At 70.1% G+C, this 13,786-nt stretch carries 13 protein-coding genes; 7 read left to right on the forward strand and 6 right to left on the reverse strand.

Going from position 1 to position 13,786, the window contains the following annotated elements; all coding sequences use genetic code 11:
• The first annotated feature begins 308 nt into the window (after positions 1-308).
• Positions 309-932 carry a uracil phosphoribosyltransferase gene (gene upp, locus ACWEV3_RS38430; RefSeq protein WP_397530548.1) on the forward strand — a complete coding sequence of 208 codons (624 nt, stop codon included), beginning with the start codon at positions 309-311 and terminating at the stop codon, positions 930-932.
• A gap of 304 nt (positions 933-1,236) precedes the next feature.
• A complete protein-coding gene (locus ACWEV3_RS38435; RefSeq protein ID WP_452618621.1) occupies positions 1,237-2,589 on the forward strand; it encodes a glycoside hydrolase family 18 protein in 1,353 nt (450 codons plus the stop codon).
• A 288-nt stretch (positions 2,590-2,877) separates the two neighbouring features.
• Here ACWEV3_RS38435 and ACWEV3_RS38440 read toward each other — a convergent pair whose 3' ends face one another.
• Positions 2,878-3,468, reverse strand: coding sequence for a TetR/AcrR family transcriptional regulator (locus ACWEV3_RS38440; RefSeq protein WP_452618622.1), 591 nt, complete (start codon positions 3,466-3,468; stop codon positions 2,878-2,880).
• Between the two features lie 53 nt (positions 3,469-3,521).
• Here ACWEV3_RS38440 and ACWEV3_RS38445 point away from each other — a divergent pair, with 53 nt between their 5' ends.
• Together ACWEV3_RS38445 and ACWEV3_RS38450 are read left to right on the forward strand one after the other, a co-directional pair.
• Positions 3,522-3,728 carry a type II toxin-antitoxin system VapB family antitoxin gene (locus ACWEV3_RS38445; RefSeq protein ID WP_358579371.1) on the forward strand — a complete coding sequence of 69 codons (207 nt, stop codon included), beginning with the start codon at positions 3,522-3,524 and terminating at the stop codon, positions 3,726-3,728.
• Positions 3,729-3,742: 14 nt separating this feature from the next.
• Entirely contained in the window at positions 3,743-4,123 is a 381-nt protein-coding gene (locus ACWEV3_RS38450) for a type II toxin-antitoxin system death-on-curing family toxin (RefSeq protein ID WP_358307401.1), read from the forward strand.
• Between the two features lie 180 nt (positions 4,124-4,303).
• On the opposite strand, the gene ACWEV3_RS38455 is transcribed toward ACWEV3_RS38450, so the two are convergent.
• The 5 genes from ACWEV3_RS38455 to ACWEV3_RS38475 form a co-directional block, all read right to left on the reverse strand.
• On the reverse strand, positions 4,304-4,639 hold the full coding sequence (locus ACWEV3_RS38455) for a hypothetical protein (RefSeq protein WP_132485237.1): 336 nt from the start codon (positions 4,637-4,639) through the stop codon (positions 4,304-4,306).
• A 376-nt stretch (positions 4,640-5,015) separates the two neighbouring features.
• The gene (locus tag ACWEV3_RS38460) at positions 5,016-5,468 is read right to left on the reverse strand and encodes a flavodoxin family protein (protein ID WP_093266990.1); all 453 of its coding nucleotides are present in this window, start codon (positions 5,466-5,468) and stop codon (positions 5,016-5,018) included.
• A gap of 2 nt (positions 5,469-5,470) precedes the next feature.
• Positions 5,471-7,102: a phospho-sugar mutase gene (locus tag ACWEV3_RS38465; RefSeq protein WP_452618623.1), complete on the reverse strand. Its 1,632-nt coding sequence runs from the start codon at positions 7,100-7,102 to the stop codon at positions 5,471-5,473.
• A 121-nt stretch (positions 7,103-7,223) separates the two neighbouring features.
• On the reverse strand, positions 7,224-8,033 hold the full coding sequence (locus ACWEV3_RS38470; RefSeq protein WP_452618624.1) for a purine-nucleoside phosphorylase: 810 nt from the start codon (positions 8,031-8,033) through the stop codon (positions 7,224-7,226).
• Between the two features lie 79 nt (positions 8,034-8,112).
• Entirely contained in the window at positions 8,113-9,804 is a 1,692-nt protein-coding gene (locus ACWEV3_RS38475; RefSeq protein WP_452618625.1) for a serine/threonine-protein kinase, read from the reverse strand.
• Positions 9,805-10,250: 446 nt separating this feature from the next.
• On the opposite strand from ACWEV3_RS38475, the gene mbhE reads away from it, so the two are divergent.
• Genes mbhE through ACWEV3_RS38490 form a run of 3 tightly spaced genes read left to right on the forward strand, consistent with a single transcriptional unit; the run spans position 10,251 to position 13,593 of the window.
• Complete coding sequence (gene mbhE / locus ACWEV3_RS38480; protein WP_452618626.1) at positions 10,251-12,623, forward strand: hydrogen gas-evolving membrane-bound hydrogenase subunit E; 2,373 nt, start codon at positions 10,251-10,253, stop codon at positions 12,621-12,623.
• Positions 12,620-13,165: an MnhB domain-containing protein gene (locus tag ACWEV3_RS38485; protein ID WP_358579380.1), complete on the forward strand. Its 546-nt coding sequence runs from the start codon at positions 12,620-12,622 to the stop codon at positions 13,163-13,165. The genes mbhE and ACWEV3_RS38485 overlap by 4 nt, the downstream gene beginning before the upstream one ends.
• Positions 13,162-13,593, forward strand: coding sequence for a Na(+)/H(+) antiporter subunit C (locus tag ACWEV3_RS38490; RefSeq protein WP_452618627.1), 432 nt, complete (start codon positions 13,162-13,164; stop codon positions 13,591-13,593). Before ACWEV3_RS38485 ends, ACWEV3_RS38490 begins: the two co-directional genes overlap by 4 nt.
• Positions 13,594-13,786: the final 193 nt, after the last annotated feature.

Raw genomic sequence — 13,786 nt, forward strand, 5'->3', positions numbered from 1 at the left:
CAAAATCGGCCGCATCGTCCAAGCCGCACTTGTGCTCACCCACTTCGAACACGGCCGACTCACCTAACCCCTTACTGAGATCACCTCATTGAAATTGAAGAAGTTGTCCACATCTCCCGGTGTGTCGGGTCACGACGCACCGGCGACTGTGGACAACCCGCAAGTTCCATTGAAATCGAACCTTCGATTTCAATGGAACTTGCGGGAGTGCCGGAGGGCCGACGCCCCGGCTGCGGCCGTGCGACCGGCGACACGTTGTTGAGCAGCGGCAACGTGCTTCGCGATGCGGGCGGTTACTGTTGTCGGTCATGGACGTTCGGGTCGTGGACCACCCCCTGGTGAAGGCAAGGCTGTCCACAATGCGCGATGCGCGCACCAACAGCGCCGCGTTCCGCGCCGCGCTGCAAGAGCTCACACTGATGCTCATCTACGAGGCGACGCGGGACGCCGAGGTCGCGGTGGAGCCGATCCACACCCCGGTGGCGCGCACCAACGGCTACCGGCTGGCGAACCCGCCGCTGCTGGTGCCGGTGCTGCGGGCCGGTCTCGGCATGGCCGACCAGGCGCACCGGCTGATCCCGGAGGCGCAGATGGGCTTCGTCGGCCTGGCCAGGGACGAGGAGACGCTGCAGCCCACGCCGTACCTCGAATCGCTGCCCGCCGACCTGTCCGGCCGCCCGGTGCTGGTGCTGGACCCGATGCTGGCCACCGGTGGCTCGATGGTGCACACGATCAGCCTGCTGACCGACCGCGGCGCCACCGACGTCACGGCGATCTGCACGCTGGCCGCCCCGGAGGGCGTGCGCCGGCTGGAGGAGTCCGGCCTGCCGGTGCGGGTGGTGACCGCGAGCGTGGACGAGCGCCTCAACGAGTCGGGATTCATCGTCCCCGGCCTCGGCGACGCGGGGGACCGCGAATACGGCGCGGTGTAGCTCCACTGGGGCCGGACGCCTCCCGGATTCGCCTGGAATTGCAACGATCTTCGCCGGGTCGCAGCGGTGAAATTCCCGATTTTGCCTGAAATCGGGAGTCCCGCAGCGGCCCGGTTCGTCGTGTTGACCACCCGTTCTACCTGGACAGGTGCGGGGTGCGCGGGCGCCCCGGCGACGCCTCGGGCTCCTGCGTGACCTGCCCGCAGCAGCGTCATTGGGCCGAACAGGCGCTACCTGGTCTAGACCTAACCCGAATATGGTCTATACCACATTGAGCGATCCCCCCGATGACGCAGGAGTCGCCATGTCCGTTCGACGACGCAGCTTCCCGTTCCGGCTGCCGGTGCTGCTCGCCTCGATCCTCGCCCTGGGGCTGCCCGCGCTGGCCGCCCCGGCCGGGGCCTCCGACACCCCGGCCGCCCCCCAACCCCAGGCCGCCGCCCGCAAGGTCGGCTACTTCACCCAGTGGTCGATCTACGACCGCAACTACTTCGTCAAGAACCTCGACACCTCCGGTGCCGCCGGTCAGCTGACCCACCTCAACTACGCCTTCGGCAACCTCGACGCCGGCGGCAAGTGCTTCCAGGTCAACCAGGCCGGCGAAGGCGACGCCTGGGCCGACTACCAGCGCCGCTTCACCGCCGAGCAGACCGTCAACGGCACGGCCGACGCCTACGACCAGCCGCTGGCGGGCAACCTCAACCAGCTCAAGCAGCTCAAGGCGAAGCACCCCGGGCTGAAGGTGTACATCTCCTTCGGCGGCTGGACTTGGTCGAAGAACTTCCACGCGGCCGCGGCGACCCCCCAATCCCGTGCCGCGCACGTCAAGTCCTGCATCGACATGTGGATCCGCGGCAACCTGCCGAAGATCGGCGAGCCGCAGGGCGGGGACGGCGTCGCCGCGGGCATCTTCGACGGCGTCGACCTCGACTGGGAGTGGCCCGCCTCCGAGGGCGGCCCCGGCAACGTCGTCGACCCGGCCGACAAGCAGAACTACACCGCGCTGCTGCAGGAATGGCGCACCCAGCTCGACGCCGTCGGCAAGGAGCTCGGCAAGACCTACGACATCAGCGCGTTCCTGCCCGCCGACCCGAAGAAGATCGAGGCCGGCTACGAGGTGCCGAAGGTCTTCGACCTGCTCACCTTCGGCACGATCCAGGGCTACGACCTGCACGGCGCCTACGAGCCGACGACGAACCACCAGTCGGCGATCTACAGCCCGGAGGGCGACCCGTCGCCGGAGAAGTGGAGCATCGACCAGACGATCAACGCCTGGCGCACCGCCGGGGCGCCGAACGACAAGATGGTGCTCGGCGTGCCCTTCTACGGCCGCGGCTGGACCGGCGTGCAGAACCAGAACAACGGCCTGTTCCAGACCTCGACCGGTCCCGCCCCGGCCAAGTACGAGGCGGGCATCGAGGACTACGAGCTGCTCAAGGCCAAGGCCGGTTCGTTCGCCCTGCACCGCGACGAGAAGGCCGGTCACGCCTGGATCTACGACGGAACCACGTTCTGGACCTTCGACGACGCGACCGAGATCACCCGCAAGGTCGAGTACCTCAAGCAGCAGGGCCTCGGCGGCGCGATGGTGTGGTCGATGGACGGCGACACGCCCGAAGGCGAGCTGATGACCGCCATCCACAAGGCCCTCGGCTGAAGACTGTTTCAAAGCAGCTCGCACAGCGGTGCGGGTAGCGGAACCTCAGAAGCCTTCTCGACTCCGGGATCCCCGACTTATGTATGTCCAATACACGGCGCTGGGGCTGTCCTCGCGAGAAGACTTCTGAGAACCCGCGGCGGTGCGAGCTGCGAGGGTGGGCTAAGCGGCTGCGCCGCTTCAAAGAGAAGACCGACGGAATCCCGAAGCAGTCGTGGGTGGTCATGGCCGCCAGTCAAGGCCGCGCACGACGCGCTGGCCCCGAGGAAACTCCCCCGTCGCTCGGGGTCAGCGCCTCCAACCCGCGAAACCGTTGCGCAGCGCCCGCTCATAGCAGGCGCTGCCTTCGTCTCCAGCCGGGGCCGAACCGCTCAGCTCCAAGGAGACCAAGCCGTGCACCAGCGCCCACGCGGCGAAGACGACCTCCGCCGGATCGGCGTCGATCAGCTCCCCGGTCTCGATGCCCTTGGCGATCGCCTCCCGCAGCGGCTCGATGCTGCGCAGCGCCTGCTCCCACGCCTGCTCGTCGGGCGTGAAGTCGGGCACCGCGTGCCCGAACATGATCGAGTAGAAGTGCCGGTTGGCCAGTGCGCTGTCCCGGTAGGCGTGGCCCAGTGCGGTCATGTCCTGCTCCGTGTCGCCGGTGCGCGACACCCGCTCCATCCGGTCGCACAGCCGCTGGAAGCCCTCCACGTACAGCTCGCGGACCAGCCCCGGCTTGCCGCCGAACAGGGAGTACACCGCGGTGGTCGAGGTGCCCACGTCCGCGGCGAGGCGCCGCAGGCTCAGCCCCTCCGGGCCGTGCGCGGACAGCAGCTCGCCGGCCCGGTCCAGCAGGCGGGTGCGGAGGGCTTCGTCGTGCGCTCGCGGTCTCGCCATTGACCGAACGTAGCGCCTTTCTCGGGTGGTATCAGCGCGATACCATCTACCGCATGGCCATGACCTTGCGTCTGACCGAGGAAGAGAACCGGCGGCTCGCCGAGCTGGCGGCGGTCGAGGGGCGGTCCAAGCAGGAGGTCGTGCGCAGTGCGCTGGCCGAACGCTGGGCGCGCCAGCAGAAGGAACAGCAGCTGGACGACGTGATGCAGCGCGTTCTGCCGCGATACCGGGGATTGTTGGACAAGCTCGGCCCTTCATGATCGACTATTGAGCGGTGACCGTATATCTCGACACGTCCGATCTGCTCCTGCTCGCGACCGCGGTTTCCGACGGCGACCTGCTGGTGCGGGACAGCGGATTGCTCGACGCGGCGGCGTACCGGCCGCGCGCGGAAGTCCTCGGGGTGCCGGCGTACGAGACCCTGTGGCTGAAGTCGGCGGCGCTGCTGGATTCGATCGTGCGCACCCGGCCGCTGGCCGGCGGCAACTGGCGGCTGGCCTGGGTGGCCGCGGTGGCGATGTGCGACGTGAACGGCTGGTGGGTGGAGGCCGACGATGACGAGGCGCTGGTGCTGGTCCGCGAGGTCGGCCGCGACCAGCGGGAGCTCCCCGAGGTGGCGGACCACCTGGAGCGCTGGGCCAAGCCCAAGATCTGACCCGGCCGCAAATCCTTCGTGCGCGGGGAGAATCGCGGCGGCGGGCCCGGAACGGCGATGACCCGCCCGGAAGTCCGGGCGGGCCATCGCGCTCAGTTCGTTCGGTCTTCGGCCGAGGTCGTTGTTCAGGCACTTGCTCGCGGTGGTCGGCCGACCACGCGGGAGTGCCGCTAGCAGGCCCTAGCCGACGGCTCCGCTCTCGAGCTTCCTCATGGCAATCGGTGCGCCTGCCAGGTCCTCTTCGTTGCAGAGCAACTTGAGGTCGTAGTAGGGCGAACCTTCGCGATCGTCGTAGTCCAGGTGGACTGCGATGACATCGATGGGTTCACCCAGCCAGTTCTGGGCCTCGCGAAGCCATTGGGCGGACCGCTCCAGGGCGGCTGGTAGGTCGTCGTCGCGGAACTCGACAGGTCGGTACGGAACGCCCTGAACCTGATCCTGCGGACCGGGGGGCTGTGGGAGATCCACGGAGACGCCGGAGTCGTCGAGTTCGAGTCGGATCGCTTCCTCACTCACTGTCGCAGGGTAACCCCTCCGGCGGTCCAAATGCTGCCGGAGGGCCTGCTCAGTTCCCCCGGATCGGGCTGCTGAGCTGGTCGGACCGGTCGGCCGATTACCATGCGCAAGGTGCGGGGCGCCCTGGGCATCGCACGTTGATGAGGGAAGGCGGGCTTTGCCCAGGGCGCCCTGCTGCCGTCAAGGGGCGCGCCCCGACGACACGATCAGGTTACTCCGGTCGTGTCTTCCAAGATCAACTGGGGGTTGGTCGCGGAGCATGCCGTTTTCGCGCGAAAACGGCACCTCCCACGCGTGGCGAGCGCCGTTTTCGAACGAAGACGCTGCTCCGCCACCCCGGCTGGGCGTCACCCTCCGCGATGGGCGGTTACGCCGTTCAGGGCATCAGCCCGGCCGCGACGGTCGCCCCGAGCTCCCAGCACGCCTCCAGCGCGTCCTTGTCCGGCTGGCCGAGCACGGTGACCGGTTCCGCGACCTGCTGCCACGACAGGCCGGTCGTGATCGACCGGATCGCGCGCAGCGCGCCCTCCACGCCCTCGTTGCCGTGCACGTAGCAGCCGTACGGCCGGCCGATCGTCGAATCCAGGCACGGGTAGTAGATCGTGTCGAAGAAGTGCTTGAGCGCGCCGCTGATGTAGCCGAGGTTCGCCGGCGTGCCGAGCAGGTAGCCGTCGGCTTCCAGGACGTCGCTGGCCGTGGCGCTCAACGCCGGTCGTCGCACCACTTCGACGCCCTCGATCTCGTCGGTCGTGGCGCCCGCGACGACCTTCTCGAACATCGCCTGCATGCCCGGCGACGGCGTGTGGTGCACGATCAGCAGCCTCGGCATCGTCAGTCCTCCCGCACCAGGTCGGAAACCGCCTGCTTCAGCGCGTCGAGCCGGTCCGCGGCCCGCTGCTTCGCCGCCGCCAGCGGGAGTTCGCCGGCGTGCTCGACGACCTGCAGGTAGCACTTGAGCTTGGGTTCGGTGCCGGACGGCCGGATGACGACCCGGAGCCCGCCCGCGCCGGTGATCACCAGCGCATCGGTGTCCGGCGACAGGTCCTCGACGTCCACAGTGGTCGCCGCGAGGCTGGTCGGCGGCCGCTCGCGGAGCCGTCGCATGATGCGCGGGATCACGCCCAGGTCCGTGACGCGCACGGAAACCTGTCCGGTCTGGTGCACGCCGTGCTTCGCGGACAGCGCGTCGAGCAGCTCCGGCAGGCCGCTCCCGGATGCCTTCAGGGTGGCGGCCAGGTCGCTGCCCAGGACGGCGGTGGAGATGCCGTCCTTGTCGCGCACGGCATCCGGGTCGACGCAGTGCCCGAGCGCCTCCTCGTAGGCGTAGACCAGGCCGGTTCCGGCGCCGTCGCCGGCGCGCACGAGCCACTTGAAGCCGGTCAGCGTCTCGTCGTAGCGGACGCCGAACTCCGCGGCGATCGAACGCAGCATGGTCGCGGACACGATCGTCGTCGCCACCAGCGGATCGGCCGATCTATCCACAGTGGACAGGATGTGCTGGGCGAGCAGGACGCCGGTCTCGTCACCGCGCAGCATCCGCCAGGCGCCGTCCTCCCGGACGCCGAGCGCGCACCGGTCGGCGTCCGGGTCGAGCGCGATCGCCAGGTCCGCGCCGATCTCGGCGGCCAGCGCCAGCAGCTCGTCGGTCGCCCCCGGTTCCTCCGGGTTCGGGAAGCCGACGGTGGGGAAGTCCGGGTCCGGTTTCTCCTGGGACGCAACGAGATGCACGTCGTCGAAACCGGCGCGATGCAGTGCCTGCCGCAGCGTCTGCGCACCGACGCCGTGCAACGCGGTCGCCGCGATCCGCAGCGTTCGCGCGTCGCCGCGCGGCAGCGTCGCAACCCGCGCGAGGTAGTCGTCCAAGGCGGAGCCGTGGATCGACCAGCTTTCCTTGCGCGGCACCGCGTTCGCCGCCGGAGTCGCGGCGATCGCCGCCTCGATCTCGGTGTCGACGGGGCTCACCAGGTGGATGCCGCCCCGCAGGTACAGCTTGTACCCGTTGTCCTGCGGCGGATTGTGCGAAGCGGTGATCTGGATGCCCGCGACGGCGTCCAGCGCGCGTGCGGCGTGCGCCAGCACCGGCGTCGGCAGCGGCTCGGGCAGCATCCGCACGTCGAAACCGGCGGCCGCCAGCACCCCGGCGGCGTCGGTGGCGAAGTCCTCCGAGCCGTGCCGCGCATCGCGGCCGACCACGACGACACCGCCGCCGTGACCGCGCTCGGTCAACCACGCCGCCACACCGGCGGTCGTGCGCACGACCACGGCGCGGTTCATCCCGTTCGAGCCCGCGCGCACCGCCGCGCGCAGGCCGGCGGTGCCGAACTGCGGCATGCCGGACATCCGGTCCGCGAGCTCCGGGTCGTCGGCGTCGAGCAGCGCCTGCAGCTCGGCCTGGGTCCGCGGGTCCACGTCGCCGGCGATCCACCGCAGGGCGGCCTCGCGCGGCTGCGCGTCGAGCGTCACTTCGCCTCCTGAGCTCCGTCGCGTCGTGAGCGGTTTCGTCGCTGCAGCAACCAAAACCGCTCACGACCACAATCATCACGCCGACTTCAGCACCTGGCCACGCGCGAGGCAAGAGCCGCGCTCACGCCGCCTCGACCAGCGAGCGCAGCAGCTTGCCCATCCGGCTGGCCGAGGCGCGACCGGCGTCCAGGACCTCCTGGTGGTTCAGCGGCTGCCCGCTCAACCCGGCGGCCAGGTTCGTCACCAGCGACAGCCCGAACACCTCGGCGCCCTCGGCGCGGGCCGCGATGGCCTCCAGCACGGTCGACATCCCGACCAGGTCGACGCCGAGCCCGCGCAGCATCCGGATCTCCGCCGGCGTCTCGAAGTGCGGGCCCGGCAGGCCGGCGTACACGCCTTCCTCCAGCGAGGGATCGATGCTGCGGGCCAGCTCCCGCAGCCGCGGCGAGTACAGGTCGGTGAGGTCCACGAAGTTCGCGCCGACCAGCGGCGACCGCGCGGTCATGTTGACGTGGTCGCTGATCAGCACGGGCTGACCGACCTGCATGCCCTCGCGGATCCCGCCGGCGGCGTTGGTGAGCACGACCGTCCGGCAGCCGGCGGCGATCGCGGTCCGCACGCCGTGCGCCACCGGATCGATGCCCTTGCCCTCGTACAGGTGCGTCCGCCCGAGCATGACCATCGCCCGCTTGTCACCCACCTGCAACGACCAGATCTTGCCGCTGTGCCCGATCGCGCCCGGCGCGGCGAAGCCCGGCAGGTCGGACATGCTCAGCTCGGTGGTGGGCCGGCCGATCTCCTCGGCGGCGGGTTGCCAGCCGGAACCGAGCACGACGACCAGGTCGTGGCGGTCGGTGCCGGTGATCTCGGCGAGCTTGACGGCGGCCGCCTGCGCAGCGGCGGAAGGATCGGAAGCAGTCGTAGAGGTCACGGCCGCGCAGCTTAGTCCGTACCAGGCCGGGACGAAGCCCGTTCAACACCGCACGAGCACGTGGAACCCGTTTTCACGGCTAGCTGGTCTGCAGGCTGCCCTGGATCTGGTCGAGTTCGCCGTTCGGCGCCTGGCTGCCCGGCACGGTCACCCGCACGATCCACAGGTCGTTGCCGTGGCGGCTCAGCTCCGCCGCGGTGCTGACCCGCCGCTCCGGGTCCAGCTGGCTGAACTTGGACTTCTCGACCGTCGTGTACGCCAGCCGCTGCCGGTTGCTGCCGTCGGGGGAGCTGGACTGGATGGTGACCTCGTGATCCTGGCCCGCACCGGACTTCCGCAGCTCGTTCTCGTAGTCCGAGAACTCGTAGCCGGCGCCGAAGAAGCTGCCGTAGCGCTGGACGGCGATCTCGGTGGTGCCGTCCGGGGACACGAAGGACACGACCGCGCTGTTGGCGAAGTCGTTGCGCTCGCTGATGAACAGCCGCCAACCCGGATCGCTCGGAGCCATGATGGTGAACTCGCCGCCGCTCGGCGCGGCGGTGTGCTTCGCGACGTTGCGGTGCTCGGCCAGGTTCAGGTGCACCTCCGGCGGTTCGGGCTCGCCCCCCGGGCTCGAGGCTTCCGGCAGCACCGGCTTGCCCGCGATCAACCGGGTCGCGGCGAAGCCGCCGGCGAGGGCGGCGGCGAAGAGCACGACCGCGGCGACGACGAGCGCGAGCACCGCCAGCGGCGACCTGCGGCGCGGCTGCTGCTGCGGCTCCTTCAACGCGAACGGCGGCAGGCCGGGATTGCTGGCCAGGGGAGCCGAATCCGGCGCGGGCGCGGGCTTCGGCGCCGGCGGGGGCGACACCTGGTGCCGCACCTTCACCGTCGGGGCGTCCGGGTCCAGCAGCATCGAGAAGGGGCGGACGCCGGGCTCGGGCAGCAGGCGCTGGATCCGGCGGCGCGCCTCGGTCAGCGGCATCCGCTGCGACGGGTCCTTGACCATCAGGCCGCGGATGATGTCGCCGATCGGGCCGGGCCGGGTGGCCACCGGAACGGGGCCGCGCACCACCTCGGTCACGGTGGCCAGCGGGTCGTTGCTGACGTCGTAGGGGGTGCGCCCCTCGGCCGCGGCGAACATCGTCGCGCCGAGCCCCCACAGGTCGGCGGCGGCGGTCACGCCCTGGCCCGCGGCGACCTCCGGGGCGATGAACGCCGGGGTGCCGAGCAGGATGCCGGTGCTGGTGAGGGTGTGCTCGGCGATGTTGCGGGAGATCCCGAAGTCGCTGACCTTGATCCGGCCGTCGTCGCCGATCAGCACGTTGCCGGGCTTGACGTCGCGGTGCACGATGCCCGCCCGGTGCGCGGCGTCCAGTCCGGAGGCGACGCCGTCGGCGATCACCGCGAGCTGGTGGTCGTCGAGCGCACCGTGCTTGCTGAGGATCGCGGCGAGGCTCTGCGACGGTACGAGCTCCATGACCACGAACGGTTCGCCGTTCTCACGCGCCACGTCGTAGAGCGTCACGACGTTGGGATGCGACAGGACGGCGATGGCGCGAGCTTCCCGGAGCGCGCGCTCGCGCAACTCGGCGGCCTCCTCATCCGGCATCCCCGGCGGGAGCTTGACCTCCTTGACCGCCACCTGCCGCCGCAGCAGCTCGTCCGTGCCGGACCACACGGTGCCCATCGCACCGCCGCCGAGCTTGCCGTCCAAGCGGTACCGGTTCCCGATCAACCGCCCGGCGCCGGCCAGGGTGTCGGGTTCGTAGCTATCCGTGGGCACGGCCATATTTTCCATGGTCGACGGCCCGGCATTGGCGGAACCGGTGAGTATCGTTGCTCAGCTGCGATGATTACCGGACCCGCCGGAACGATCACCCGCGGTATTCGTATCGGCGTTACGAAAAGTGAACAATCCCACGCCGACGGTCGTCTCGGCAGCACCCCCGATGCCGCCAAAGGTCATTTCGTCGCAACGAAAAACGGCCTCCCATCGGCCAATATGCCGTCTGGAGCTGATTGGCCCGAACTAGGGCGTTTCGGATAAGTTGGGCTCCGATCGGACCTCGCTGTACATCGGTGGCCCGAGCCTTCCTCAAGCCGATACGCGCAGCGGTTGCACTGCCGCGACGTCGATCGTCGCGGTGCGGCTGCGTCAACGGTGACGAACAATCCCGGTGTTCGGGAGTCGGCGGGTCCGGGTGACCACGACCAATCGTCGTCGAGGAGGTGCCCTTGCTCGCGTTCGTCATCGTGCACCTGCTGGTTGCTCTGGCGCTCCCGTTCCTCGCGCGGCGCAGCACCAGAGCCGCGTTCCTGACCGCGGCCGTCCCACCGGCCGCAGCGCTGGTCTGGGTGCTGGCGCAGGCGCAACCGGTGCTGACCGGGCAGGTGATCACCGAGACGGTCGCGTGGGCGCCGCTGATCGGGCTGGAGCTCAGCTTCCGGCTGGACGCGCTCGGGCTGCTGATGACGGTGCTGGTCGCCGGCATCGGTTCGCTGGTGCTGATCTACTCCGACGCGTACTTCAGCCGCGGCGGGGGTGACGCGCGGCGGTCCGCGCCGCTGCTGCTGGCCTTCGCCGGCGCGATGCTGGGGCTGGTCTTCGCCGACGACCTGATCACCGTCTACGTCTTCTGGGAACTGACCACGATCTGCTCGTTCCTGCTGGTCGGGCAGGCCGGGATCAGCCGCGAGTCGCGGCGGTCCGCGCTGCAGGCCCTGATGATCACCAGCCTGGGCGGGCTGGTGATGCTGCTGGGCTTCGTCGTGCTCGGCGAGTCCGCGGGCACCTACCGGATCTCCGAGCTGATCGCGAACCCGCCCGGCGGCACGCCGGTCGCGGTGGCCGCGGTGCTGATCCTGGTCGGCGCGTTCACCAAGTCCGCACAGGTGCCGTTCCACAACTGGTTGCCCGCCGCGATGGTGGCGCCGACGCCGATCAGCGCCTACCTGCACGCCGCGTCGATGGTCAAGGCCGGCGTGTTCCTGGTGGCCCGGCTGGGGCCGGTGTTCGCGGGCGTGCCGCAGTGGTGGCTGCCGACCGTGGTGTTCGGCCTGGCCACCATGCTGATGGGCGGCTGGCGGGCGCTGCACGAGTACGACCTGAAGAAGCTGCTCGCCTACGGCACGGTCAGCCAGCTCGGCTTCCTGATGGTGCTGCTCGGCACCGGCACCTACACCGCGGCGGTCGCCGGGACCGCGATGCTGCTGGCCCACGGCCTGTTCAAGGCGACGTTGTTCCTGGTCGTCGGCATCATCGACCACCAGACCGGCACCCGCGACATCCGCGAGCTGGCCGGGCTGGGCCGCCGGATGCCGTGGCTGGCGGTGATCGCGACGCTGGGCGCGGCGTCGATGGCGGGGCTGCCGCCGATGCTCGGCTTCGTCGGCAAGGAGGCGGCGTTCAGCGCCTACCTCGGCGGCTCCGGCCCGGAACCGCTGGTGGACGCGGTGCTGGTGGTCGGCTCGATGCTGACCGTCGCCTACAGCCTGCGGCTGTTGTGGGGCGCCTTCGCGGACAAGCGCGACATCGTGCCGACCGAGGCCAAACCGGCCGGTCTGGAGGCGCTGCTGCCCGCCGCGCTGCCCGCCGCCGCGGGCGTCGTCCTGGGCCTCAGCTACTCGGTCGTCGACAAGCTGACCAGCGCTTACGCCAGTGCTTTCCCGGCAGGGGCCGACCCGTACCACCTGGGGATCTGGCACGGCTGGACGCTGCCGCTGCTGCTGTCGGCGGTCGCCGTGACCGGCGGTGTCGCGCTGCACCTCGGGCGCACCCGCCTCACCGCGCTGCGCAGCCGGCTGCCGCGGCCGCTGGACGCCCAGCGCGGGTACGAGCGGATCATGGCGCTGCTGGAGCGGGTCGCGGTCGGCGTCACCGGACGCCTGCAGGTCGGTTCGCTGCCGACCTACCTCGGCATCATCCTGCTGACCGTGCTGGCGATCCCCGGTTCGGCGCTGGTGATGCGGGCGAGCGTGCCGGAAGACCTGCGCGCCTACGACAACCTCCTGCAGCTGCCGCTGGCGATCGTGGTGATCGTCGCGGCGATCGCCGTGCTGCGCTCGCGGCGGCGGTTGACCGGGGTGCTGCTGGTCGGCGTCGTCGGCTACGGCATCGGCGGGCTGTTCATCGTGGACGGCGGCCCGGACCTGGCGCTGGCGCAGTTCCTCGTCGAGACGCTGACGCTGGTGGCGTTCGTGTTCGTGCTGCGCCGGCTGCCGGTGCGCTTCACGCAGAGCGAAACCCCGACCACGAAAGCGCTGCGGCTGCCCAAGGCGATCATCGCGGGCGCGGCCGGCGTGTTCATCTCGCTGGCCGCGGTCATCTTCAGCGCGGCCCGCCAGGCGCCCCCGGAGGCCAGCGCCGAGTTCATCGCGAACTCCGAGAAGGGCGCCGGCGCGACCAACGTGGTCAACGCGATCATCGTCGACTTCCGCGCTTTCGACACCGTCGGCGAGATCGCGGTGCTCGCGGTCGCCGCGACCGGCGTCGCCAGCCTGATCCTGGCCTCCCGGCACGAACGCCGGAAACGCAGCACCCGCGCGGCGACCATGCCGCGGATCAAGACCCCGACCCTGGCCAAGCAGCAGGAGGAGGTGCGCGAATGACCTCGCCGACGAAGCCGAAACCGGCCTGGACCGCCTGGGACGCCCCGAGCGAGCGGTGGCTGCTCTCCGGTTTCCCCCGCGAGGGGATGCAGCGGACCGTGCTGCTGGAGCTGGCGTCCCGGATCATCTTCCCGACGGTGCTGGTGCTGTCGATCTACCTGCTGTTCGCCGGGCACGACCGGGCCGGCGGCGGGTTCAGCGGCGGCCTGGTCGCCGGGCAGGCGTTCGTGCTGCGCTACCTGGCCGGTGGCCGGATGGACGACAGCGCGATCGTCTCGATGCGCCCGCCGGTGCTCATCGGCATCGGCCTGACCATCGCGACCACCTCCGCGTTCCTGCCGCTGCTGTTCGGCGGGCAGATCCTGGAGACCGCGATCTACAAGTTCGCGGTGCCGCTGCTCGGCGAGATCAAGTTCGTCACCAGCGTCCTGCTGGACACCGGGGTGTACGTCCTGATCGTCGGCGTGGTGCTGGACCTGCTGCGGACCCTGGGCGCGGGTATCGAAGCCGACGTCGAGGCGGCGGCCAGGGGGCAGCGATGACCATCAACCTGACCATGGCGGTCGTGCTCGCCGTGCTGTACTCGGTCGGCTTCTACCTGCTGATGCAGCGCTCGCTGATGCGGATCCTGCTGGGCATCGTGATCCTCGGCCACGGCTCCAACCTGCTGCTGCAGACCGCCGGCGGCCCGCCCGCCGGCGCCGCGATGATCGGCACCACGCCGCTGGACGAGATGGCCGATCCGCTGCCGCAGGCGATGGCCCTCACCGCGATCGTGATCACCTTCGCGCTGACCACCTTCCTGCTGGCGCTGGCGTACCGGTCGTGGACGCTGCTCGGCCACGACGAGGTCCGCGACGACGTGGAGGACCGGCGCATCCAGCGGATGGAACGCCGCCTGGCGGAATCCGAAGACGACAGCACCGAGGAACTGGCGAAGGAGGCTCGCGGGTTGGAGGCGGAACGGTGACGTCAGGCAAGCGGCGTCAGCCGCTTTCAACCACTTATGCAACTTGCGCCGCCGCGGGTTCTCAGGGGTCGCCTCGCGAGGACAGCCCCGATGCCGCGTATTGGTCATACACAAATCGGGGATCCCACAGCGAGGCGGCGCTTGAGGTTCCGCCACCCGCACCGCTGAGCAAATCGACCCGAGCGGATATCAA

This window comes from Saccharopolyspora sp. NPDC003752 (assembly GCF_053605825.1).